Annotated in this window: 21 protein-coding genes and 1 tRNA gene; 12 read left to right on the top strand and 10 right to left on the bottom strand. The window is 74.1% G+C overall.

The genetic code is table 11. From position 1 onward, the window contains the following. Nucleotides 1-3 precede the first annotated feature (3 nt). Nucleotides 4-1458, bottom strand: a complete 1455-nt coding sequence (locus AB0N04_RS36195) for a PLP-dependent aminotransferase family protein (RefSeq protein WP_360219745.1) — start codon at nucleotides 1456-1458, stop codon at nucleotides 4-6. Between AB0N04_RS36195 and AB0N04_RS36190 the strand changes: the two genes are divergently transcribed. Beyond that, complete coding sequence (locus AB0N04_RS36190) at nucleotides 1457-2362, top strand: DMT family transporter (protein WP_360219748.1); 906 nt, start codon at nucleotides 1457-1459, stop codon at nucleotides 2360-2362. The genes AB0N04_RS36195 and AB0N04_RS36190 overlap by 2 nt on opposite strands. A gap of 135 nt (nucleotides 2363-2497) precedes the next feature. Here the strand turns inward: AB0N04_RS36190 and AB0N04_RS36185 are convergent, their stop codons facing one another. Beyond that, the gene (locus AB0N04_RS36185) at nucleotides 2498-2899 is read right to left on the bottom strand and encodes a hypothetical protein (protein ID WP_360219751.1); all 402 of its coding nucleotides are present in this window, start codon (nucleotides 2897-2899) and stop codon (nucleotides 2498-2500) included. Nucleotides 2900-3202: 303 nt separating this feature from the next. Between AB0N04_RS36185 and ctaD the strand changes: the two genes are divergently transcribed. From ctaD to AB0N04_RS36170, 3 genes are all read left to right on the top strand, one after another. Further along, nucleotides 3203-4864, top strand: a complete 1662-nt coding sequence (ctaD, locus tag AB0N04_RS36180) for a cytochrome c oxidase subunit I (protein WP_360219808.1) — start codon at nucleotides 3203-3205, stop codon at nucleotides 4862-4864. Nucleotides 4865-5016: 152 nt separating this feature from the next. After that, nucleotides 5017-5442, top strand: coding sequence for a BlaI/MecI/CopY family transcriptional regulator (locus AB0N04_RS36175; RefSeq protein WP_360219754.1), 426 nt, complete (start codon nucleotides 5017-5019; stop codon nucleotides 5440-5442). 3 nt (nucleotides 5443-5445) lie between these two features. After that, the gene (locus tag AB0N04_RS36170) at nucleotides 5446-6402 is read left to right on the top strand and encodes a M48 family metalloprotease (RefSeq protein WP_360219757.1); all 957 of its coding nucleotides are present in this window, start codon (nucleotides 5446-5448) and stop codon (nucleotides 6400-6402) included. A gap of 101 nt (nucleotides 6403-6503) precedes the next feature. Here AB0N04_RS36170 and AB0N04_RS36165 read toward each other — a convergent pair whose 3' ends face one another. Next, nucleotides 6504-7193 (bottom strand): NAD(P)H-dependent oxidoreductase, encoded by a 690-nt coding sequence (locus AB0N04_RS36165; RefSeq protein ID WP_360219760.1) that lies wholly within the window; start codon nucleotides 7191-7193, stop codon nucleotides 6504-6506. 74 nt (nucleotides 7194-7267) lie between these two features. Between AB0N04_RS36165 and AB0N04_RS36160 the strand changes: the two genes are divergently transcribed. After that, on the top strand, nucleotides 7268-8140 hold the full coding sequence (locus tag AB0N04_RS36160; protein ID WP_360219763.1) for a sigma-70 family RNA polymerase sigma factor: 873 nt from the start codon (nucleotides 7268-7270) through the stop codon (nucleotides 8138-8140). A 150-nt stretch (nucleotides 8141-8290) separates the two neighbouring features. Here the strand turns inward: AB0N04_RS36160 and mug are convergent, their stop codons facing one another. The 6 genes from mug to AB0N04_RS36130 all read right to left on the bottom strand — a co-directional run bounded on the left by mug (nucleotide 8291) and on the right by AB0N04_RS36130 (nucleotide 14718). Further along, nucleotides 8291-8857, bottom strand: a complete 567-nt coding sequence (gene mug / locus AB0N04_RS36155; protein WP_360219766.1) for a G/U mismatch-specific DNA glycosylase — start codon at nucleotides 8855-8857, stop codon at nucleotides 8291-8293. Then, nucleotides 8830-9966: a phosphatase PAP2 family protein gene (locus tag AB0N04_RS36150; RefSeq protein WP_360219769.1), complete on the bottom strand. Its 1137-nt coding sequence runs from the start codon at nucleotides 9964-9966 to the stop codon at nucleotides 8830-8832. The genes mug and AB0N04_RS36150 overlap by 28 nt, the downstream gene beginning before the upstream one ends. 163 nt (nucleotides 9967-10129) lie before the next feature. After that, nucleotides 10130-11209, bottom strand: coding sequence for an aminopeptidase P family protein (locus tag AB0N04_RS36145; RefSeq protein WP_360219811.1), 1080 nt, complete (start codon nucleotides 11207-11209; stop codon nucleotides 10130-10132). A 92-nt stretch (nucleotides 11210-11301) separates the two neighbouring features. Beyond that, nucleotides 11302-12654, bottom strand: a complete 1353-nt coding sequence (locus AB0N04_RS36140) for a dipeptidase (RefSeq protein ID WP_360219771.1) — start codon at nucleotides 12652-12654, stop codon at nucleotides 11302-11304. Next, nucleotides 12654-12977 (bottom strand): hypothetical protein, encoded by a 324-nt coding sequence (locus tag AB0N04_RS36135; RefSeq protein WP_360219774.1) that lies wholly within the window; start codon nucleotides 12975-12977, stop codon nucleotides 12654-12656. Before AB0N04_RS36135 ends, AB0N04_RS36140 begins: the two co-directional genes overlap by 1 nt. 229 nt (nucleotides 12978-13206) lie before the next feature. Continuing rightward, entirely contained in the window at nucleotides 13207-14718 is a 1512-nt protein-coding gene (locus AB0N04_RS36130; RefSeq protein ID WP_360219777.1) for an MFS transporter, read from the bottom strand. Nucleotides 14719-14842: 124 nt separating this feature from the next. Here AB0N04_RS36130 and AB0N04_RS36125 point away from each other — a divergent pair, with 124 nt between their 5' ends. From AB0N04_RS36125 to AB0N04_RS36115, 3 genes are all read left to right on the top strand, one after another. Beyond that, a complete protein-coding gene (locus tag AB0N04_RS36125) occupies nucleotides 14843-15496 on the top strand; it encodes a helix-turn-helix domain-containing protein (protein ID WP_360219780.1) in 654 nt (217 codons plus the stop codon). A 42-nt stretch (nucleotides 15497-15538) separates the two neighbouring features. Then, entirely contained in the window at nucleotides 15539-16030 is a 492-nt protein-coding gene (locus AB0N04_RS36120) for a hypothetical protein (protein ID WP_360219783.1), read from the top strand. A 104-nt stretch (nucleotides 16031-16134) separates the two neighbouring features. Continuing rightward, on the top strand, nucleotides 16135-16713 hold the full coding sequence (locus AB0N04_RS36115) for a hypothetical protein (protein WP_360219785.1): 579 nt from the start codon (nucleotides 16135-16137) through the stop codon (nucleotides 16711-16713). A 99-nt stretch (nucleotides 16714-16812) separates the two neighbouring features. Here the strand turns inward: AB0N04_RS36115 and AB0N04_RS36110 are convergent, their stop codons facing one another. Then, nucleotides 16813-17301: a YajQ family cyclic di-GMP-binding protein gene (locus AB0N04_RS36110; RefSeq protein WP_360219788.1), complete on the bottom strand. Its 489-nt coding sequence runs from the start codon at nucleotides 17299-17301 to the stop codon at nucleotides 16813-16815. A 217-nt stretch (nucleotides 17302-17518) separates the two neighbouring features. Here AB0N04_RS36110 and AB0N04_RS36105 point away from each other — a divergent pair. The 4 genes from AB0N04_RS36105 to kdpB all read left to right on the top strand — a co-directional run. Next, a tRNA-Tyr gene (locus tag AB0N04_RS36105) sits at nucleotides 17519-17599 on the top strand. A gap of 730 nt (nucleotides 17600-18329) precedes the next feature. Further along, the gene (kdpF, locus tag AB0N04_RS36100; RefSeq protein ID WP_097237446.1) at nucleotides 18330-18419 is read left to right on the top strand and encodes a K(+)-transporting ATPase subunit F; all 90 of its coding nucleotides are present in this window, start codon (nucleotides 18330-18332) and stop codon (nucleotides 18417-18419) included. Nucleotide 18420: 1 nt separating this feature from the next. Further along, nucleotides 18421-20085 (top strand): potassium-transporting ATPase subunit KdpA, encoded by a 1665-nt coding sequence (gene kdpA / locus AB0N04_RS36095; protein ID WP_360219791.1) that lies wholly within the window; start codon nucleotides 18421-18423, stop codon nucleotides 20083-20085. Then, on the top strand, nucleotides 20085-22136 hold a 2052-nt coding region (gene kdpB / locus AB0N04_RS36090), incomplete at its 3' end, for a potassium-transporting ATPase subunit KdpB (protein WP_363365651.1). The genes kdpA and kdpB, both read left to right, overlap by 1 nt.

Here is a 22136-nt window from a genome sequence, read left to right as displayed (position 1 = left end):
CGCTCAGCCGGCCGCGGCCTCGTAGGCCCGGCGCAGGCGGCGGACCCCCTCGACGGCGTGGGCGGTGCTCTCCGCCGCGGCGTAGCTGAGCCGCAGGTGCGGGGCCGGGGGTTCGGCGGCGTGGTACGGGCGGCCGGGGGTGATCTGGACGCCGGCGCGCAGCGCGGCCGCGGTGAGCGCGCCGTCGTCGACGCCGTCCGGGAGCCGCAGCCACAGGTGGTACCCGCCGCGGTTGTGGGCGCCGACCAGCCCGGGCAGCTCGCGGTTCAGGGCGGCGACGGTGGCGGTCCGGCGGTCCTTCAGCTCGGTGCCGAGGGTGCGCAGGTGGCGGGCCCAGCCGGGGTCGGCGACCAGCTCCAGGGTCGCCTCCTGGAGCGGCCGCGGCACGAAGAAGCTGTCCACCACCTGGGTGGCGCGCAGCCGGGCCAGCGCCGGGCCGCGGGCGGTGAGGGCGCCGACCCGCAGGTTGGGCGAAGCGGCCTTGGTCAGCGAGCGCAGGTGCACCACGACGCCGTCCGGGTCGTCGGCGGCGAGCGGGCGCGGCAGCGCGGGGGCGTCGGAGTGGACGAGCAGCCGGGCGAAGTCGTCCTCGACGACGAACGCGCCGGCCGTCCGGGCGATCCGCAGCACCTCGGCGCGCCGGGCGGGCGAGAGCACCGCACCGGTGGGGTTCTGGAACAGCGGCTGGCAGACGAATACCCGTGCCCGGGTGGCGTCGAAGGCGTCGGCGAGCAGGTCGGTGCGGACGCCGTCGGCGTCGACCGGGACGGGGACCGGCCGCAGTCCGGCCGCCCGGACGACCGCGAGGATGCCCGAGTACGTCGGCGACTCGACCAGGACGGGGGAGCCGGGCGCGGCGAGCGAGCGCATGGCCACGGTGAGGCCGCTCTGCCCGCCGGCGGTGATCAGGACGTCCCCGGTGCCGATCGGGCCGCCCTGGCCGCCGATGCCGCGGGCGAACCAGCCGCGCAGTTCGGTGAGGCCGTCGGTGGGCGGGCGGTCCCAGGCGCCCGGGCGGCGGCCGGCCCGGGCGAGCGCGGCGGCCAGCAGCCGTTCGGGCAGCAGCGAGGCGTGCGGGTAGCCGCTGTTCAGGTCGACGACGTCGGGCGGGGGCACCCGGAGGGTGGCGAACACCGGTGCGGCGAGCAGGTCGCGCGGGCCGGAGTCGGCGCTCAGGGCGACCTCCTGCCAGGAGAGGTCGCCGGGGCGGGCGGTGGACGGGACGCCGGCGGGGGCGCCGCCGGTGAAGGCCGCGGCCCGGAACACGCCTGCGCCGGGCCGGGAGACGACCAGGCCTTCGGCGGAGAGCACCGCCATCGCCCGGGAGACCGTCACCGGACTGACCTGGTGGCGTTCCATCAGCGCCCGGCTGGAGGGCAGCTTTCGGCCCTCCGGGTAGCGCTCGACCTCAGCCCGCAGGGTATCGGCGAGTTCGGTGACACTGCTACGCTCGTTCATGACGGCACAAGATAGCGCTATCCACCCGATCGCGATAGCACCGCGGACCCCCGCCTCCGGCACCGCGCTGGCGGCCCTCGGGGTGGCCTCCTTCTCCCTCAGCTTCCCCGCCACCGCGTGGGCCCTGTCCGGCTTCGGCCCGTGGAGCGCCACCGGACTGCGCGGCGCCGTCGCCGGCCTGCTCGCCGCCGGCTACCTGGCGGCCGTCCGGGCCCCGCTGCCGGAACGCCGGCACTGGCCCGCGCTGCTGGTGGTGGCGGGCGGCTGCGTGCTGGGCTTCCCGCTGCTGACCACGCTCGCCCTGCGGACCTCCTCGACGGCGCACTCGGCGGTGGTCATCGGCGTGCTGCCGCTGGCCACGGCGGTGTTCGCGGCGCTGCGCACCGGGCGGCGGCCGTCCCGGGCGTTCTGGGCGGCGGCGCTGGCCGGTGCGGTGGCGGTGCTCGCCTTCACACTGCTGCAGAGCCACGGCCGACCGGGCGTCGCGGACCTCTACCTGGTGGCCGGCCTGCTGGTGTGCGCGGCCGGGTACGCGGAGGGCGGGCGGCTCTCCCGCGCTCTGCCGGGCGCCCAGGTGATCGCCTGGGCGGTGGTGGCCGCGCTGCCGGTGACGCTGCTGACCACCGCGCTCGCGCTGCCCGCCGAGCCGGTGCACCTCGGTGCGAAGGCGCTGGCCGGGCTGGCGTACACGGCGGGGGTGTCGCAGTTCGGCGGCTTCGTGCTCTGGTACCGGGGGATGGCCGCGATCGGGGTGCCGAGGGCGAGTCAGCTCCAGCTGGCGCAGCCGCTGCTGACGCTGGTCTGGTCGGTGCTGCTGCTGGACGAGGACCTGCCGGCGGCCGCGCCGGTGACGGCGGTGGTGGTGCTGGTCTGCATCGCCGTCACCCAGCGGGCCCGGGCCTGATGCGTGCGGCGGGCCCGCGGCCGGGTGCGGCGCGGGCCCGCCGGTCCGGAGGGGCCGGACGGTCTGGCGAGGCCGGAGAGGCCGGACGGGCCGGACGGTCCGGAGAGGCCGGGCGGCCCGTGGCGGGTCGCCCGGTCAGTCCGTCTCGGGCCGGTAGACGCAGAGCGCCCAGATAACGAAGGCGTCCAGCGCGATCACGATGATCGACCAGAGCGGGTAGTACGGCAGCGACAGGAAGCTCTCGACCGCGCTGAGCGAGGCGAGGAAGATGCCGACGTACCGGGCCCACCCGGCGCCGGTGATCACGAAGTAACCGACGGCCGCGAGCAGCAGACCCATGATCAGATGGATCCAGCCCCAGCCGGTGAGGTTGAACTTGAAGACGTAGTTCGGGGTGGTGACGAAGACGTCGTCGTTGGCGATCGCCATGATGCCCCGGAACACGTCCAGCACGCCGTTGAGCATCATCATCACGCCCGCGAACACCACGCCGCCGGTCACCCACCCGGAGTTGGCCCTACTGCTCGAGCTGCTCATGGGTTCCTCCTGTGCCGAAGCCACTGGGGGCGGTCGCCCCGGGGCGGTCGACCCGCACGGCCGAACGGGTGTGCCGACTACGACCGTCCGCCGGGCCGTGCCCGCGGGCAACCGGTCCGCGCCTGTTCGGGTGACGTGCCGCGCGCGCCCCGGGCCGCCGCCGCGGCCCGCTGGTACTGGTGGACCGGGTACTGGCCGGGCCCGGTGCGGCCCCGAGCACGGGAGGCGCGCCGCGTGACGCTGTTGCCGAAGGACGTCGTGGACCGGGGCCCGCGCCCGCCCCGCACCCCCCGGGCGGACCGCCTGCGGCGCGCCGCCCGGCGGCGGCGGGGCCGGGCCCTGGTCGGCTGGCTCACCACCACCGACCACAAGCGGATCGGCACCCTCTACATCACCACGTCGTTCGTCTTCTTCCTGGCCGGCGGGGTGATGGCGCTGCTGATGCGGCTCGAACTGGCCCGGCCCGGGCTGCAGCTGATGGACAACGAGCAGTTCAACCAGCTGTTCACCATGCACGGCACGATCATGCTGCTGATGTTCGCGACCCCGCTGTTCGCCGGCTTCGCGAACTGGATCATGCCGCTCCAGCTCGGCGCCCCGGACGTCGCCTTCCCCCGGCTGAACGCACTCGCCTACTGGCTCTACCTGTTCGGCTCGCTGATCGCCGTGTCCGGCTTCCTGACGCCCGACGGCGCCGCCGACTTCGGCTGGTTCGCCTACGCGCCGCTGAACGGCGCCGAGCACAGCCCCGGGATCGGCGCCGACCTGTGGATCATGGGACTGGCCCTCTCCGGCTTCGGCACGATCATGGGCGCGGTCAACTTCATCACCACGATCGTCTGCCTGCGGGCGCCCGGGATGACGCTGTTCCGGATGCCGATCTTCGTCTGGAACGTGCTGCTCACGGCGGTGCTGGTGCTGTTCGCCTTCCCGGTGCTGGCCGCCGCGCTGCTCTGCCTGGAGTCGGACCGCCGGTTCGGCTCGCAGGTCTTCGACGCGGCCGACGGCGGGGCGCTGCTGTGGCAGCACCTGTTCTGGTTCTTCGGCCACCCGGAGGTGTACATCATCGCGCTGCCGTTCTTCGGCATCATCACCGAGATCATCCCGGTCTTCAGCCGCAAACCGGTCTTCGGCTACTCCGGTCTGGTCGGCGCCACCGTCGCCATCACCGGTCTGTCGATCACCGTCTGGGCGCACCACATGTTCGTCACCGGGCAGGTGCTGCTGCCGTTCTTCTCGATCATGACGATGCTGATCGCGGTGCCCACCGGGGTGAAGTTCTTCAACTGGATCGGCACCATGTGGAACGGCTCGCTGAGCTTCGAGACGCCGATGCTGTGGACGGTCGGCTTCCTGGTCACCTTCCTGTTCGGCGGCCTGACCGGGGTGCTGCTCGCCGCCCCGCCGATCGACTTCCACGTCTCCGACTCGTACTTCGTCGTCGCCCACTTCCACTACGTGGTCTTCGGCACCGTCGTCTTCGCGATGTTCGCCGGCTTCCACTTCTGGTGGCCCAAGTTCACCGGGCGGATGCTGGACGAACGGCTCGGGCGGATCCACTTCTGGACGCTCTTCACCGGCTTCCACGCGACCTTCCTGGTGCAGCACTGGCTCGGCGCCGAGGGCATGCCCCGCCGGTACGCGGACTACCTCGCCTCGGACGGCTTCACCACGCTCAACACCGTCTCCACCGTCGGCTCGCTGCTGCTCGGCATCTCCACCCTGCCGTTCCTCTACAACGTCTGGACGACCGCCGTGCACGGGGAGCGCGTCGAGGAGGACGACCCGTGGGGGTACGGGCGCTCGCTGGAGTGGGCCACCTCCTGCCCGCCGCCGCGGCACAACTTCGTCACCCTGCCGAGGATCCGCTCCGAGTGCCCCGCGTTCGACCTGCACCACCCCGACATCGCCGAGCTCGACCGCCGGCAGAACGCCCCGCAGGACACCCGGCAGCCCGCCGACTGACCGGCTGCCGCCCGCGTGCCGCCCGTCTGCCGCCGGCCCCGCGGGCGCCCCCGCACCCGTGCGCGGAGCGGTTCGCAGCGGCGCACCGCTCGTTAGGATGAACCCGTGCCCCGCCGGTCGAGGGGCACGGCATCCGGAGGGAGTGGGCCGCCATGGCAGACGAGAGGCCCGCCCCCGCGGCGGGCGAGGCACCGGCCCGCAGACGCGGCCAGGGCGAGCTGGAGGCGCAGGTGCTGGCGGTGCTCCAGCAGGCACCCGGCCCGGCCTCCGCGGGGTGGGTCCAGGAACGCCTGGAGGGCGACCTGGCGTACACCACGGTGATGACCATCCTGTCCAGGCTGCACGCCAAGAACGCCGTCTCGCGGACCCGTTCGGGCCGCTCCTACCTCTGGCAGGCCTCCTCCGACGCCGCCGGGCTGGCCGCGCTGCGGATGCGCCGGATGCTCGACGGCGAGGCCGACCGGGACGCCGTCCTGGCCAGCTTCGTGAGCGCGCTGCTCCCGCACGACGAGGACCTGCTGCGGGCGCTGCTCGACGCCGCGTCCGCGGACCCGGCAGCGGCCGACCGTGAGAGCTGACCCGTGGGCCTCTTCGTCTTCCTCCCGCTCGTCCTGCCGCTGACCGCGGTACCGATCGCCCGCCTCACCGAGCAGCACCTGCACCCGCGCGGCGCGGCCCGGCTGATGACCGTGATCAGCGCCGTGATGGCGGTGTGCAGCGTGCTCTGCCTCGGCCTGATCGGCGTGGTGGGCACCGCGCAGATCCCCGGCAACCCGCTCCCGGACAGCTGGTCCGACCCGGAGGTCCGGGCCGCCCTGCCGTACCACGAGACGGTCGGGACGGCCGCGATGTGGCTGCTGGCGCTGGTCGCCGCGGCCTGCGCCCGGACGGTCGGCCGCCACCTGCGGGTGCGGTCCCGGGCCCGCCGGGCACTGACCGGGCTGCCCGACGGGCCGGAGTCCGCCGCCGACCTCGCGGTGCTGCCGGACACCAACCCGTACGCGTACGCGCTGCCCGGCTCGCCCGGGCGGGTGGTGGTCTCCACCGGGATGCTGGCCGGACTGGCCGAGGACGAGCGCGAGGCGCTGCTCGCCCACGAGCGGGCGCACCTGCGGCACCGCCACCACCGCTACCTGCTGACCACCCAGCTCGCCGCCTGCGTCAACCCGTTCCTGCGGCCGCTGCAGCAGGCGGTGGCGTACAGCGCGGAGCGCTGGGCGGACGAGGAGTCGGCCCAGGCGGTGGGCGACCGCCGGATCACCGCTCGGGCGGTGGCCCGGGCCGCCCTGGTGTCGCACGCGGCGCCCGCCCCGGGCTTCGCGGCCTTCGTGGCCCCCGCCCCGGCGCCCGGCCCGGTGCCGCGCCGGGTGGCCGCGCTGCTCGGCCCGGTGCCCACCTCGCGCAACTGGCCGCCGGCGAAGACCCCGGCCGGCCTGGCCGCGATGGTCGCCGCGGTGGGCACCGCGGCGTCGGCGCTCTGCGCGCTCAACGCCGCGGTGGCCCTGCTGCTGGTGCTGAAGGCCGTCACGCCGCTGTAGGGGCGGTCCGGTCGGGCGGTGGGTCCGGTGCGTCGGGCGGTGGGTCCGGTCCGTCGGGCGGTGGCGGCGCGCGGGTTCCGTGCGGCCGGGGCGCCCGCGCGTCAGCCGGCCGCGGCCAGGGCGTCCAGGCGGGCCCCGGCGTCCGCCAGCGACCGCGCGGCGAGCGGCCGCAGCCCGGCCAGGGCGGGGTCGTCCGCGGCGCGGGTGAGCTCGGCGACGACGACGTGCAGGTTCTCTGCCGCGACCCCGAGGTTGCCGAAGTGGGCCCGCAGGTACGGGACCTGGAAGTCGCAGTGCTCGCGCGGGGTGCCCGGCCCGTAGCCGCCGCCCCGGGTGGCGACGACCACGACCCGGGTGTCGCGCAGCAGCGCCTCGCCGGTGCCGGGGCCGTGCAGCACACCGGGGAAGGTGACCCGGTCGATCCACGCCTTGAGGCCGGCCGAGACGGTGAAGTTGTACATCGGGGCGCCGAGCAGCAGGGTGTCGGCGGCCCGCAGCTCCTCGACCAGCGGGCGGGTGAGCGCCCACTCGCGTTCCTCCCCTGCCCCCTCGACGAGCGCGGCGACCGCGTCCGGCGGGAGCGCGCCCCGGGCTCCGGCCCGGCGGCCGAGCGACTCGTAGGCGGCCCGCACCCCGGGGACGGGGTCGGCGGCGAGGTCGCGGTGCCGGTGGCGGCCGGCGGTGCCGTGCCGGGCCCGCCAGGCGGCGGCGAAGCGGGCGGTCAGCGCGCGGCTGACCGAGTCGCCGGCGCCGGTGCTGGAGTCCAGGTGCAGCAGGGTGGTGGTGGTCACAGGTCTCTCCCGGTCACTTCGGTGCTGGACGGTTCGTCATGGGGGTGACGGGCCGGGCCGACGAAAGGTGACCGATGGACCGGGACGGGGTGCTGGCGGAGCGGTTCGAGGCCGAGCGCGGTCGGCTGGGGGCGGTCGCCCTGCGGATGCTCGGGTCGACGGGCGAGGCGGAGGAGGCGGTCCAGGAGGCCTGGTTGCGGCTGGACCGGGCCGGACCGGACGCGGTGGAGAACCTGCCGGGCTGGCTGACCACGGTGGTCTCCAGGATCTGCCTGGACCTGCTGCGGGCGCGCGCGGCACGCCGCGAGGAGCCGGTCGGGGAGGCCCCGCCGGAGGTGGCGTCCGCTGACGCGGGCCCGGAGCGGGAGGCGCTGCTGGTGGAGTCGGTCGGCCGGGCGCTGCTGGTGGTGCTGGACCGCCTGGGGCCGGCCGAGCGGGTCGCCTTCGTGCTGCACGACGGGTTCGCGGTGCCGTTCGAGCAGATCGCGCCGATCGTCGGGCGGACCCCGGTGGCCGCCAAGAAGCTGGCCTCCCGGGCCCGGCGGCGGGTGCGCGGCACGCCCGCGCTGCCGCCGGAGCGGCTGGCCGGGCACCGGCGGGTGGTGGAGGCGTTCCTGGCCGCCTCCCGGGGCGGTGACCTCGCCGAGCTGCTGGCGGTGCTGGCGCCGGACGTGGTGCGCCGCGCCGACCCGGCCGCGCTGCCGCCCGGCCGCGCCCCGGTGGCCCGGGGCGCGGCGGAGGTCGCCCGGGAGACCGCGGTGTTCGGCCGGCGGGCCCGGTTCGGCGCGGTGGCACTGGTGGACGGCGTCCCGGGCATCGTGATCGCCCCGGGCGGACGGCTGCGGCTGGCGCTGCGGGTGGCCGTCACGGGCGGCCGGGTGGCCGGCTTCGAGGTGGTCGCCGACCCGGCCCGGCTGGCCGCGCTGGAGCTCGCCGTGGGGGCGTGAGCCGTGAGCGGTGAGCCGCGGGGCCGCGAACTCCCGCTGCCGGACGGCCTGGCGGCGGTCTGACGGGCCGGCCGCCCGGGCGGGCGTCGGCTGTCCGGCGACTCAGCGGTCCTACGAATCAGCGGTCCTACGAATCAGCGGGTCTACGACTCAGTCGTCCAGCGACTCCCGGAGCGTGCGGAACTCGGCCGCCAGTGCGTCCAGCGTGTAGTGCGCGTTGAGCCCGCTCGGGTTGGGCAGCACCCACACCTCCGTGTCGCCGATGCCGTCGGGCTGGCGGCCGATCACGGCCTTCCGCCGGCCGAAGGCCGTCCGGTAGGCGCCGATGCCCAGCACGGCCAGGACGCGCGGGCGCAGCCGGAGCACCCGCTCGGTGAGCGCGGCGCCGCCCTCGCGCAGCTCCTCCGCGGTCAGTTCGTCGGCCTTGGCGGTGGCGCGCGGGGCGACGTTGGTGATGCCCAGGCCGAGGGCGGGCAGCCCGCCCTGCTCGTCCGGGCGGAGCTGGCGCTCGGTGAACCCGGAGCGGTGCAGGGCGGGCCAGAAGCGGTTGCCGGGGCGGGCGAAGTGGTGGCCGGTGGCACCGGACCACAGGCCCGGGTTGATGCCGCAGAACAGCACGCGCAGCCCGGGCCCGGTGACGTCCGGGATGGTGGTGTCCTGGGCGGCCAGCAGCTGTTCGGCGGTCGGTTTCACCGGGGGTCGGGTCGGGTTCGGCACGCGGCCAAGTCTGCCCTGTCGGCGGGGACTCCGGCAGGGGCTTCGGCCGGGGCTCCTGCGGAACCGCCCGCCGCACCGGGCCGGGAACCGCTCGCCGTCGCACCGGCCGCCGCGCGCACCGCCGCCGGAGCGGCCGCGCGGGCGGCCCGCCGTCGCCGCAGCCACCGCGCCCCGAACACCACCACGGCCGCGTACGCCCAGCCCGCGAAGATGTCCACGATGAAGTGCTCGGCGCCGTACACCAGGGTGAACGCCATCGCGAGCGGGTACGCGACCAGCAGCGCCCGCAGCCAGGGGCGCGCCGTCGGCCAGAAGAAGAACAGCAGCATCGCGGGGTACGCGGAGTGCAGCGAGGGCATCGCGGCGACGTCGTTCGCGAACTGGCTGCCGTTCTCGACCAGTGAGTCGGCCTGCGGCAGTCCGCTCGCCGAGATCACGTCCCACACCACCCGGTTGAGCCCGGGCAGGTGGCCCTGCTGGGCGACCAGCCACGGCGGGTCGGCCGGGTAGAGCAGGTAGGTCGCGAAGCCGGCGAAGGTCAGCGCCAGGTAGCAGACCAGCAGCTGCCGGAAGCGGTCGTGGCGGCGGCGCCAGAGCACCGCGAGCAGCGTGAAGACCAGGAAGAAGTGCGAGAGGTAGACGGCGGCGGCCAGGTAGTCGTACCAGGCCGGCGAGCCGGGCGTGTACAGCGCGTGCTGGAGCCGGACCGTCCAGGTCTCGCCGAAGCCGAGCACCTCGTCGGCGCGCAGCTGGGGGAGCCAGTGCGGGGCCCACGGGGTGTGCGCGCCGTAGCCGCGCAGCAGCGAGTACGTCCAGACCGCGGCCATCACCGGCAGCCAGTCGCGCAGCACCAGAAGGAAGCCCCGGGTGCCGTGCCCGCTGTGCACGGCGGCGGTCAGCAGTGCGCCGATCAGCCAGAGGAACACCACGTCGTTGGCGGAGGGCAGGCCCTGGGTGCGCAGGAACCAGACGAAGCCGGTCAGGTACAGCGGCCAGGCCAGGAGTCTGAGCCCGGCCAGCCCGGTCCGGCGGGGGCGGGGCGCGGTCACGGGGCGCAGTCGCCCGGCTCGCGCGGGCGGTGGCGGGGCCGGCCGGAGCAGCTTGGTCATGCGCACGAAAACTAGCAAGGCAAGCTTGAAGGACTCTGGGTGGACGATGACGGCTTCTTAAGAATTGCCCCGGCCGGCGCAAGGGCCCGCCGCCCCGGCCGTTCCGTGCGCCGTTCCGTCGGTTGTCCGGTCCGCGGCCCCGCCGGCCGCTCCGTCCGCGGGCTCAGGAGACGGTGCCCAACTCGTGCGGGGTGTTGTTGAGCCGCCGCCCGCCGGTCGGGGTGACGGCGACGATGTCCTCGATCCGCACTCCGAAGCGGCCCGGCAGGTAGACCCCGGGCTCGATCGAGAAGCACATGCCGGGCACCAGCGGCCGCTCCTCGCCCTCGACCAGGTACGGCGGCTCGTGCGTGGTGATGCCGATGCCGTGCCCGGTGCGGTGGATGAAGTACTCGCCGTAGCCGGCCTCGGTGATCACCCGCCGGGCGGTCCGGTCGATCTCCTGGCAGCTGACGCCGGGCCGGACGGCCTCGAAGGCGGTCTGCTGGGCGAGCCGGACCACGTCGTGCACCTTCCGCACCTCCGCCGGGACGTCGGTGCCGACGTGCACGGTGCGGGTGGTGTCGGAGCCGTAGCCGTCCTTGAGGCCGCCGAAGTCCAGCACCACGGTGTCGCCGGGACGGATCACCCGGTCGCCGGCCTCGTGGTGCGGGTTGGCGCCGTTCGGGCCGGAGCCGACCACGGTGAAGTCGACCTGGCTGTGCCCGTACCGGATGAGCAGTGCGCCGAGGTCGGCGGCGACGTCCGTCTCCCGGCGGCCGGCGAAGGCGACCTCCAGGATGCCGCGGTAGGCGGCGTCCGCCGCGCCGCCGGCCGCGGCCAGCCGCTCCAGCTCGTCGGCGTCCTTGACGGCGCGCAGCATCGGCAGGGTCTCGGTGAGCGACGTGAAGCCGGTGCCGGGCAGCGCCGACTGGAGCCCCAGCAGGTGCATCGCCCAGGCGTTGTCGGAGATGCCGTACCGGCCGGCCGGCTCCAGCAGCGGGCCGGCGGTGGCGTACGGGTCCGCGCCGTCCGACCAGTCGAGCAGCCGGACGGCCGGGGCGCCGGGCGCCTTCTCGGCGTCCGGGCGCTCCAACCGGGGCACCACGAGGGCGGGTTCGCGGCCGGGGGTGAGCACCAGGGCGGTCAGCCGCTCGGTGATCGCGGTGGGCTGGTAGCCGCACAGGTAGACCAGGTCGGGGCCGGGGGCGACGACCAGCCCGGCCAGTCCGGCGGCGGTCGCCTCGGCGGTGGCCCGGGCCATCCGGGCGGAGTAGTCCTCGGTGGTGAAGGGTCGGGGCACGGTCGGGTCCTCCTCGGAACGGTCCGGGTGCTGCGCGGACTCACTGAACTCCATCACGTGCGGGCCGAGTTGGCGAAGTGCCGGAGGAACAACGCCTCGACGTGGGCCATGTGCTCGATCTCCCCGGGGTCGACGCTCTCGTTGGGCGCGTGGATCAGGCAGCGCGGCTCCTCGACGCCCATCAGCACGATCTCCGCGTCGGGGAAGGTCGTGGCGAACACGTTGCAGAGCGGGATCGAGCCGCCTTGGCCGAGGAAGGAGATCGGCCGACCGTAGACCTCCCGCATCGCCGCGTCGAGTGCGGAGTACGCGGGCCCACCGGTCTCCGCGCGGAACGGCGCACCGGCGCTCTCCCGCTCGACGTCCACCAGCACGCCCCAGGGCGCGGCGGACTCCAGGTGGGCGATCAGCGCGTCCTGGGCGGCCCGCGCCCCGGTGCCGGGCGGCACCCGCAGGCTCACCCGGGCCCGGGCGGTGGCCGGGACGGCGGCGGCGGAACCGACCACGGGAGGGCAGTCGATGCCGAGGACGGTCACCGCGGGGCGGGCCCAGAGCCGGTCGGCGACGGTGCCCGAGCCGGTCAGCCGCACGCCGTCCAGCACGCCGGCGTCGGTGCGGAACTGCGTCTCGTCGTAGCCGACGCCGCTCCAGCTCCCCGCGCAGTCCAGGCCCTCGACCCGGGTGCCGCCGTCGACGTCGCGCAGCGAGTCGAGCATCCGGATCAGCGCGGCGAGCGCGTCCGGGGCCGGGCCGCCGAACATGCCGGAGTGCATGTCGCCGCGGAGCGCCCGGACGGTCACCACCACGTTGACCACCCCGCGCAGTGAGGTGGTGGCGGTCGGCACGCCGACCGCGGCGTTGCCGGTGTCGCAGACCAGCAGCGCGTCGGCGTGCAGCTCCCCGGCGTGCGGCGGCACGTACGCCTCCAGGCCTCCGGTGCCCTGTTCCTCGGAGCCCTCGACGACCAGCTTGAGGCCGACCGGCACGCCCTCGCCGAGCGCCCGCAGCGCGGTGAGGTGCATGACGATGTTGCCCTTGCAGTCGGCGGCTCCGCGCCCGTACCAGCGGCCGTCGCGCTCGGTGAGCCGGAACGGCGGGGACTCCCAGGCGGCGTCGTCGAGCGGTGGCTGCACGTCGTAGTGGCAGTAGAGCAGGACGGTCGGGGCGCCGGGCGGGGGTGGGCGGTGGCCGATCACGGCGTGGCTGCCGTCCGCGGTCTCCTCCAGGTGGACGTCCCGGAGCCCGGCCTCGGTGAAGGCACCGGCGACCCACTCGGCTGCCTCCCGGCACTTCTCCGGCGGGTACTGGCGGGGGTCGGCGACGGACGGGATGGCCACCAGTTCGGCCAGGTCGGCCTTGGCGCGGGGCATCAGCTCCGCGATCCGGAGGGCGAGTTCGTCGGTCATCAGCGCTCCCTGAGCGGTCGGTGCGGGTGAGGCGGGTGAGGCGTGGGTGGCGGGGCGTGGGGGCGTGGGCCGCCGAAGAGGCCCCGGCGGCGGACGACGCCGCGCAGGTCGAGGTCGTCGATCCGGTCCTCGACGTCGGCGAGCTCGTCCGGGCAGTCCACCGGGAGCACGATCGCCTCGGCCCGCACGATGTAGCGGAAGACGCAGGCCAGGCCGCAGACCGCCGTGGTCGGTGCGGGGCGCGGGCCGGCGACCGAACCGGTCGTCATCAGGGCGCGCGGCAGCCAGGACGCCCGGGGCGCGGCGGCCGTCCGGGCGCCCATCGCGTCGGTCCGCTCCCGGGTGGCCCGGCCCGCTGCGGGCGCCTCGGGCCCTCCCGTCGGGGTGAGGCCGCGTCCGTGGAACTCATGGTCCTCCTCCGGTACGGCCCCGGTCGGCGGTGCGGGCGGCGGGCCCGCCCGGGGGCGGGGCCCCGGGCGGGCCGTACCCGGCCAGTTCACCCGGTTGCCCGGGGTGCCGCATGCGGCGTGCACCCGCCCGGGTGAGCGCCCGTCAGCCGGCGGAGGGGGCCGTCCGGGCCTCCGGCCACGCGGCGCGGCGCAGCGTCCGGCCCGCCGTCGCGGGCACCAGGGCCGCGGCGAGCAGGGCGGCGATCGCGGTCAGCGCGGCGGCGGGGGAGAGGTGGTCCAGCAGCAGGCCGCTGGCCAGCGTGCCGGCCGGCATGCCCGCGGTGATCAGCGTGATGGTCGCGGCGATGACCCGGCCGCGCAGCTCGTCCGGCACCTGCTGGAACACCAGCAGGTCGATCATCACCCGCAGTGCGGGGACGCCGGCCCCGACCACGAACAGGGCCGCGAAGACGGTCGGCGCACCGCCCGGCAGCAGCGGCGACAGCGTCACCGGCACGGCGGTCCAGGCGGTCGCCAACAGCAGCACGCCGGGCCCGGCCAGCCGGTGCAGCCGGGAGACCAGCACCGTGCCGGCCAGCGCCCCGAGGGCCTCGCCCGCCAGCGTCAGCCCGATTCCGCCGCTGCTGGTGCCGTGCTCGCGCAGGAGCACCATCACCGGCAGCACCAGGGCCGTTCCGGCGAGGTTGATGACCAGCAGGACGGCCAGGGCGGGGCGCAGCAGCGGGGCGTCGGCGAGGACGCGGAAGCCGGCCAGGGCGCCGCCGGGCTGCGGGGGCGCGGCGGGTGCGTGGCCGTCCTGAGTGTCGGGTGCGTGCTGCGGGCCGGGGGCGTGCTGCGGGTCGTGGGCGTCGGCGGCGGCCGGCTGCGGCCGGCCCGGGAAGCGCACCAGGACGGCGGCGGCCACCGCCAGCAGCGAGGCGAGCGTGGTGGCGAGGAACGGCACCGCACGGCCGAGCCCGAGCAGCAGGCCGGCCAGCGGCGGACCGGCCAGCGAGGCCCCGCTCATCCGGGCCTCGTCCTGTGCGAGGGCCTGCCGCAGCTGCTCCGGAGCCACCACCGACCGGAGGGCCAGCATCCGGATCGGGCCGCTGTACGAGACGGTGGCACCGACGACGGCGGCGACCAGCAGCAGGTGGACCAGGGTCAGCCGGTGCAGCGCCAGGGCCGCCGGGACGCTCGCGGAGGCGAGGAGGCGGGCGCCGTCGGCGGCGATCAGCACCCGGCGGCGGTCGAAGCGGTCGGCGACGGCGCCGCCGTGGACGCCCAGCACCAGCGTCGCCGTCATCTGGACGGCGCCGAAGGCCCCGGCGGCGGTGGAGGATCCGGTGACCGCGAGAACCAGCAGCGGGAAGGCGGTGTCGCCGATCCGCATGCCGAGGGTGGCGCAGGCCTGACCGGCCCAGAGGGCCTGGAAGCGCAGGTTGCGCCGGAGCGGGACGGGCGGGACGGGCGGGACGGGCGGGACGGCTGGGGTCCCGGCCGGAGCCGTCGCCTTCGCCGTGCCCGCCCCGTCGGTCGTCCCCGCCCCGTCGGTCCCCGCCCCGTCGGTCGCTCTCGCGGTGCCGGTCGTCCCCGCCGTGCCCGCCATGTCCACCCCGTCCGCCATGCCCGCCCCGCCGTTCGTGTCCTCGTCCGTGTCTTCCGTGGCGCGCATGTTCGCGCCTTCGACATCGTTCACGATGTCGTGAATGATGTCGGAGTCATGAGTGATTGCGCAAGAGTGAGTGCTCACCGGACCGTGATTGCACGCCGCGCCGACGATCTGCGAAGGTGAGCCCGTGGCCGAGCACGAACCGGAACCCGCCGAGACCGACGACCAGCCCGTCACCTGGATCAAGGAACGCCAGGTGGCGGATCCGGCCGTCCTCAAGGCGATGGCCGACCCGCTGCGCCTCGCCATCCTCGGCGCCCTCAGCTCGGCCCGGGGCCGTCCGCTGACCGCCAAGGAGATCGCCGCCGAGCTCGGCGAACCGCAGACCAAGCTCTACCGGCACATCAAGCAGCTGGAGAAGGCCGGACTGGTCCTGGTCGCCGGCACCCGGCTGGTCTCCGGCATCGTCGAGAGCCGCTACGCGGCCGCCCAGGAGTCGATCCGGCTCGCCCCCGAGATGTTCACCGCCGACTCCCCGGCCCGCTCGGAGGCGTACGACGCCATCCTGGCCGCCATCGACCGGCTCCGCGGCGACTTCCAGGCCCAAGTCCTCGGCGACCGGCTGGACTTCAGCTCCCCCCGGGACGGCTCGGTCGGCCCGCCCGGCCTGTTCTCGCACTCGGTGCTGCGGCTCAGCCCGGACCGGCTGCTGCGGCTGCGGGCCCGGTTCGCCGAGATCATCGAGGAGTTGAACGCCGAGGGCCCCAGCACCACCGAGGACGCCATGGACGTGACGATCTTCACGCTGCTCTACGGGCTCCGGCCGGGCACGGAATCATAAACTCCGGGCCGACTGTCGGTGGGGTGGGACACGATGGCCGGCATGTCCTATGAACTCCAGGCGCTGATAGGAACATTGGAGCTGCTGACGGTGGCGGCGGCGGAGGTCCCGGCGGCCCGGGTGGTTCCGCTGGCCCAGGGCCTGGCCCTGATCCCGGTCACCCCCGAGGTGCGCGCCGCGCTCCAGGTCGACGACGGTACGCCGAAGCCCGTCCACGGGCCCGGCCCGGGCCGGCACCCGGACGGCTTCCAACTCCGGCTCGCCGCCTGGTCCAAGGCCGGACCGGTGGCCTGCGTCGAGGCCGACTACTTCGGCGGTACCGGCAGCCAGCGGGCCGTCGTCTGGGAGGACGGCCGGATCGCCCTCGGCCCGCTCGGCACCGGCGAGTTCGAGCCCTCCCCGGCCGAGGGCACCCCGATCTCCCGGGCGCTGCGCCGGATCGGCGCCCGCACCGAGGCCGGCCGGGCGGACGAGTTCGAGTCCGTCGGCCTGGCCGCCCACCGCAGCACCGGGGGCTGGGCGGACGCCGGCTGAGCCGCGCACCGTTCGGCGTACGTGCGGTGGCTGCACCCGGAGTACTGCCCCACGGTGTGAGTCAGGCGAACTCGCCTGACTCGCACTGAGAGGAAGCAGTACCCATGCGTGCCACCTGGATGACCGCCGCGCTGACGACGGCCCTCGTGCTGACCCCGGTCGCCACGGCATCCGCCACCCCCGCCGCCAACGGCGCGGCGGCCCCCCGAACCTCCACCGTCGCCGCGGTCGACCTCCCGGCGGCCGACGTGCCGCTGCCGGTCACCGTGCCGGGGGCACCGGCACTGCCGGCCCTCCCCGCGGCGCCCGCCCTGCCCTCCACGCCCTCCCTCCCCTCCACACCCTCCCTGCCGTCGACCCCGGACCCGTCCGCGGCCCTCGGTGCGGTCGGCGGCGTCGTCCAACTGCTCACCGGCCTGGTGTCGTCCCTGACCTCCGCCGTCCCCGACGTCGGCTCCACGCTGCAGGGGATCCTGGCGAGCCTGCAGAGCACCCTGCAGGGGTTGCTCGGTCAGCTCCCGGCGCCCTCGCTGCCGTCGCTGCCCCCGGTGCCGGCCCCGTCGAAGTCCGCGGGCACCGGTCCGTCGGCGTCCCTGGACGACCGGCTCGCCGACCTCAGGGCGCAGACCCAGGCCCTGGCCGACGCGGCCGCGGCGGCGCGCCCGCACCCGGCCGTCCGCTGACCCCGGGCCCGGTCCGCCGGAGCCCGCGCACACGAAGGCCCCGGTCCCGCAGCAGGCCTGCTGCGGGACCGGGGCCGCGCCGTGCGACCGGCGGCCGGGTCAGCGGTAGTTCACGAACTGGATCGCGAAGTCCAGGTCCTTGCCCTTGAGCAGGGCCTGCACGGTCTGCAGGTCGTCGCGGCTCTTCGAGCTGACCCGCAGCTCGTCACCCTGGACCTGCGCCTTGACGCCCTTCGGGCCCTCGTCGCGGATGATCTTCGCGACCTTCTTGGCATCTTCCGTGGAGATGCCCTCCTTCACGTCCGCGAAGATCTTGTACTCCTTGCCGGACAGCTGCGGCTCACCGGGCTCCAGGGCCTTCAGCGAGAGCCCGCGCTTGATGAACTTGCCCTGCAGGACGTCGAGGATGGCCTTCACGCGCTCCTCGCCGCTCGCCTTCATCTCGATCTTCTCGCCGGAGCGGCTGATCTCGCCGCCCACGCCCTTGAAGTCGAAACGGGTGGCGATCTCGCGGGAGGTCTGGTTGATCGCGTTGTCGACCTCCTGCCACTCGACCTTCGAGACGATGTCGAAACTGGAGTCGGCCATGGGTGTTGGTCTCCTTGATGCTCTGGCTTCACTGGCACGGCCCGCCCCACCGGGCGCCCGCCGTCCCAGCCTATCCAGCGCCACCCCGCCGCCGCCCCCGACAGCCACGCCGTACGCCTTGATCATCGCGTGACCTACCGAGTGGCGGAGCACCCCCCGGCATCGGGTATCGTTTACGAAGTCGAACGGGGCAAGCGCCCCGGGAAACGAAAATCCTGGCTGGTTGCCCGAGCGGCCAAAGGGAGCAGACTGTAAATCTGTCGCGCAAGCTACGCAGGTTCGAACCCTGCACCAGCCACCGGATGGAGAACGGCCCCCGATCTGCGGAGACGCGGATCGGGGGCCGTTCTCGTTTTCGCGTCGCGGCACCGTGCACTTGTTGCGCATTGCTTGCAATTACTGTCAGCTGGCAGCAGAGTGGGGTTCGAGGGTGGGCCGGGCCGTTCAGCGTGAGTGCGGTGTCCCGGGTGCGCGGGTGCGCGCCGGGGGTCCTTCGCAAGAGCTGGTCGTCTTCCCAACCGGCGCCCGCCGGGACAGCGGCCCCCCACCCCCGTCCGGTGCAGCCATCCGTTCGGCGCCGCACGGCCGTCAGGAGCGCGTCAGGAGCGCCCGTCGCCGCGTCAGGGGCGCGCAGCCGTGACCGACCGCGCACCGCGCCCGCACACCGGTGCGGTGGTCCGCCAGCCGCGGACGGCCGCGGGTGCCGACGTGACCGGCTGACGCGCAGCTCAACGGCCCCGGAGGGTGTTCGCCCTCCGGGGCCGTTCGCCGTCCGGGGCCGTTCGCGTCAAGGTCCCGTCAACGTCCCGCCCTCACCCGTATGGAGGGCGTCAGGGCCCCCGTGACGCGCCCCCGGCGGCTGCTTGGCTGCATCTGCCGGCCTTCCGCCGGCGCCGCGCCGGGCCCCGGCCCGTTCGCGGCAGTCTCTCGAACCACGCTGGTGGAGCCATGTCCGATCTCATCTACGTCGGTGTCACGGTCGCCGTGTTCGCCGTCATCGCCCTGATCGCGCGGGGGGTGGAGAAGCTGTGAGCGCCGAGAACATCGCAGGTCTGATCGTGGCCGTCGCGCTGGTCGGCTATCTCGTCGTCGCGCTGATCTACCCGGAGAAGTTCTGACATGAGCTCCACTCTCGCGGGCTGGCTGCAGGCCGTCGCCCTGGTCGGCGCGCTGGCCCTGTGCTACCGGCCCCTGGGCGACTACATCGCCCGCATCCTGACCACCTCCAAGCACCTCAGAGTCGAGCGCGGCATCTACAAGGTGATCGGCGTCGACGGCGACGCCGATCAGCGCTGGCCGGTGTACCTGCGCTCGGTGCTGGCCTTCTCGGCCGTCTCCGTCCTCTTCCTGTACGGGCTGATCCGCCTGCAGGGCCACCTGCTGCTGAGCCTGGGCGTTCCGCAGATGGAGGGCCACCAGGCCTGGAACACCGCGATCTCGTTCGTCACCAACACCAACTGGCAGTCCTACAGCGGTGAGTCCGCGATGGGCCACCTGGTGCAGATGGCCGGCCTGGCGGTGCAGAACTTCGTGTCCGCGGCCGTGGGCATCGCCATCGTGGCCGCGCTGATCCGGGGCTTCACGCGCAACCGGACGGACCGGCTGGGCAACTTCTGGGTGGACCTGGTCCGGATCAACCTGCGGCTGCTGTTGCCGATCGCGTTCGTCTTCGCGCTCGTCCTAGTGGCGAACGGTGTGGTCCAGAACTTCCACGGCTTCCACGAGGTGACCAACCTCGCGGGTGACGTGCAGAAGATCCCGGGCGGCCCGGTGGCCTCGCAGGAGGTCATCAAGGAGCTGGGCACCAACGGCGGCGGCTTCTTCAACGCCAACTCGGCGCACCCGTTCGAGAACCCGACCGGGTTCACGAACTGGCTGGAGATCTTCCTGATCCTGCTGGTCCCGTTCGCGCTGCCGCGGACCTTCGGCAAGATGGTCGGCGACAACCGCCAGGGCTACGCGATCGCCGCGGTGATGGGGATCTTCTGGGTGGCTTCGGCGGCCCTGATCACCTTCGCGGAGTCGCAGCACTCCGGTACCGCCCTGCAGGCGGCCGGTGCCGCGATGGAGGGCAAGGAGCAGAGGTTCGGCATTGCGGCCTCGGGCCTGTTCGCGGCGTCGACGACGCTGACCTCGACCGGCGCGGTGAACTCCTTCCACGACTCGTACACACCGTTCGGCGGCGGGATCACGATCTTCAACATGATGCTGGGCGAGATCGCGCCCGGCGGTGTGGGTTCCGGTCTGTACGGGATGCTGATCCTGGCGATCGTCGCGGTGTTCGTGGCCGGTCTGATGGTCGGGCGCACCCCCGAGTACCTGGGCAAGAAGCTCGGCGGCCGGGAGATGAAGTTCGCCTCGCTGTACATCCTCACCACGCCGACGATCGTGCTGGTCGGTACGGGTGTGGCGATGGCGCTGCCGGGTGAGCGGGGAGGGATGCTCAACTCGGGCGCCCACGGCTTCTCCGAGGTGCTGTACGCCTTCACCTCGGCCGCGAACAACAACGGCTCGGCGTTCGGCGGCATCACCGTCAACACCGACTGGTACGACACCGCGCTCGGCCTGTGCATGGTGTTCGGCCGGTTCCTGCCGATGGTGTTCGTGCTGGCGCTGGCGGGCTCGCTCGCCCGGCAGCAGCCGGTGCCGGCCACTCCGGGCACCCTGCCCACCCACAAGCCGCTGTTCGTGGGCCTGCTGTCGGGCGTCGTCCTGATCGTCGTCGGCCTCACCTACTTCCCGGCCCTGGCTCTCGGGCCGATCGCGGAAGGTCTCTCCTCCTGATGTCCACTCCCACGCTCACCCCCGCACCGGCCGACCAGGCCGACCGGGCCGAGTCCGCCGCGTCGCACAGAGTCTCCAGCGGCCTCCTCGACCCGAAGCTGATCGTCGCCTCCCTGCCGGACGCGGTGAAGAAGCTCGACCCCCGGGTGATGGTCAAGAACCCGGTGATGTTCGTGGTCGAGGTCGGCTCGGTGGTCACCACCGTCTCCGCGATCGCCAGCCCGTCCGTGTTCGCCTGGGTCATCACCCTCTGGCTCTGGCTGACCACCGTGTTCGCCAACCTGGCGGAGGCCGTCGCCGAGGGCCGCGGCAAGGCCCAGGCCGACACCCTGCGCAAGACCAAGACCGAGAGCGTCGCCCGCCGGCTCACCGACTGGCCCGCCTCGCAGGCCGAGGAGGAGGTCCCCGGGACGGCCCTGCGGCTGGGCGACCACGTGGTGGTCGAGGCCGGGCAGGTCATCCCCGGTGACGGCGACGTCGTCGAGGGCGTCGCGTCCGTCGACGAGTCGGCGATCACCGGTGAGTCCGCGCCGGTGATCCGGGAGTCCGGCGGCGACCGCTCCGCGGTGACGGGCGGCACCAAGGTGCTGTCCGACCGGATCGTGGTGCGGATCGCCTCGGAGCCCGGCAAGTCGTTCATCGACCGGATGATCGCCCTGGTCGAGGGTGCCGCCCGGCAGAAGACGCCCAACGAGATCGCGCTGAACATCCTGCTGGCCTCGCTGACCGTCGTCTTCCTGGTCGCCGTGGTGACCCTGCAGCCGATGGCCACCTACGCCGGCGCTCCGCAGTCGATGATCGTCCTGGTCGCCCTGATCGTGGCGCTCATCCCGACCACCATCGGCGCGCTGCTCTCCGCGATCGGCATCGCCGGCATGGACCGCCTGGTGCAGCGCAACGTGCTGGCCATGTCGGGGCGCGCCGTCGAGGCCGCCGGCGACGTCAACACCCTGCTGCTGGACAAGACCGGCACCATCACCCTGGGCAACCGCCAGGCCGCCGAGTTCCTCGCGGTGAGCGACGTCTCCACCGACGAACTGGCGAGCGCGGCGCAGCTCTCCTCTCTCGCGGACGAGACCCCGGAGGGCCGCTCGATCGTGGTCCTCGCCAAGACCGAGTACGGTCTGCGGGCCCGTGCCCAGGGCGAGCTGACGCACGCCACCTGGGTGCCGTTCACCGCCCAGACCCGCATGTCGGGCGTCGACCTGGACGAGGCCGACGGTGTCCACCAGGTCCGCAAGGGCGCGGCCGCCGCCGTGTCCAACTGGGTCGCCGACAACGGCGGCCGGGTCACCGACGAGGTCTCCACCCTGGTCGACGGCATCTCCGCCGCCGGTGGCACCCCGCTGGTCGTCGCGACGAAGGCCGGCGGCGAGCCCGCCCGCGTGCTGGGGGTCATCCACCTCAAGGACGTGGTCAAGGAGGGCATGCGGGAGCGCTTCGACGAGCTGCGCCGGATGGGCATCAAGACCATCATGATCACGGGCGACAACCCGCTGACCGCCAAGGCGATCGCGGAGGAGGCGGGCGTGGACGACTTCCTCGCCGAGGCCACCCCCGAGGACAAGATGGCCCTGATCAAGAAGGAGCAGGAGGGCGGCAAGCTGGTCGCGATGACCGGCGACGGCACCAACGACGCCCCCGCGCTCGCCCAGGCCGACGTCGGCGTCGCGATGAACACCGGGACCATGGCGGCCAAGGAGGCCGGCAACATGGTCGACCTCGACTCCAACCCGACCAAGCTGATCGAGATCGTCGAGATCGGCAAGCAGCTGCTGATCACCCGTGGTGCGCTGACCACCTTCTCCATCGCCAACGACGTGGCCAAGTACTTCGCGATCATCCCCGCGATGTTCGCCGGGGTCTACCCGGGCCTGAGCCACCTCAACGTCATGGGCCTGCACAGCCCCCAGTCCGCGATCACCTCGGCGATCGTCTTCAACGCCCTGGTCATCGTCGGCCTCATCCCGCTCGCCCTGCGCGGGGTGAAGTACCGCCCCTCCGACGCCAGTTCGCTGCTGCGCCGCAACATCGGGATCTACGGGCTCGGC

Origin of the sequence: Kitasatospora sp. NPDC051702 (assembly GCF_040681575.1) — a bacterium.
GTDB lineage: Bacteria > Actinomycetota > Actinomycetes > Streptomycetales > Streptomycetaceae > Kitasatospora.
This window is presented reverse-complemented; position numbering and strand designations above follow the sequence as displayed.

What these genes read in the sequence shown, in the direction of transcription:
- AB0N04_RS36160 (WP_360219763.1), top strand. Translation starts at nt 7,268, where the DNA reads ATGGACCGGGACGGGGTGCTGGCGGAGCGGTTCGAGGCCGAGCGCGGT.
- AB0N04_RS36120 (WP_360219783.1), top strand. Translation starts at nt 15,539, where the DNA reads ATGTCCTATGAACTCCAGGCGCTGATAGGAACATTGGAGCTGCTGACG.
- AB0N04_RS36195 (WP_360219745.1), bottom strand. Translation starts at nt 1,458, where the DNA reads ATGAACGAGCGTAGCAGTGTCACCGAACTCGCCGATACCCTGCGGGCT.
- AB0N04_RS36145 (WP_360219811.1), bottom strand. Translation starts at nt 11,209, where the DNA reads ATGGCCCGGGCCACCGCCGAGGCGACCGCCGCCGGACTGGCCGGGCTG.
- AB0N04_RS36190 (WP_360219748.1), top strand. Translation starts at nt 1,457, where the DNA reads ATGACGGCACAAGATAGCGCTATCCACCCGATCGCGATAGCACCGCGG.
- AB0N04_RS36130 (WP_360219777.1), bottom strand. Translation starts at nt 14,718, where the DNA reads ATGCGCGCCACGGAAGACACGGACGAGGACACGAACGGCGGGGCGGGC.
- AB0N04_RS36135 (WP_360219774.1), bottom strand. Translation starts at nt 12,977, where the DNA reads ATGGGCGCCCGGACGGCCGCCGCGCCCCGGGCGTCCTGGCTGCCGCGC.
- AB0N04_RS36175 (WP_360219754.1), top strand. Translation starts at nt 5,017, where the DNA reads ATGGCAGACGAGAGGCCCGCCCCCGCGGCGGGCGAGGCACCGGCCCGC.
- AB0N04_RS36115 (WP_360219785.1), top strand. Translation starts at nt 16,135, where the DNA reads ATGCGTGCCACCTGGATGACCGCCGCGCTGACGACGGCCCTCGTGCTG.
- AB0N04_RS36140 (WP_360219771.1), bottom strand. Translation starts at nt 12,654, where the DNA reads ATGACCGACGAACTCGCCCTCCGGATCGCGGAGCTGATGCCCCGCGCC.
- AB0N04_RS36150 (WP_360219769.1), bottom strand. Translation starts at nt 9,966, where the DNA reads ATGACCAAGCTGCTCCGGCCGGCCCCGCCACCGCCCGCGCGAGCCGGG.
- AB0N04_RS36110 (WP_360219788.1), bottom strand. Translation starts at nt 17,301, where the DNA reads ATGGCCGACTCCAGTTTCGACATCGTCTCGAAGGTCGAGTGGCAGGAG.
- AB0N04_RS36185 (WP_360219751.1), bottom strand. Translation starts at nt 2,899, where the DNA reads ATGAGCAGCTCGAGCAGTAGGGCCAACTCCGGGTGGGTGACCGGCGGC.
- kdpA (WP_360219791.1), top strand. Translation starts at nt 18,421, where the DNA reads ATGAGCTCCACTCTCGCGGGCTGGCTGCAGGCCGTCGCCCTGGTCGGC.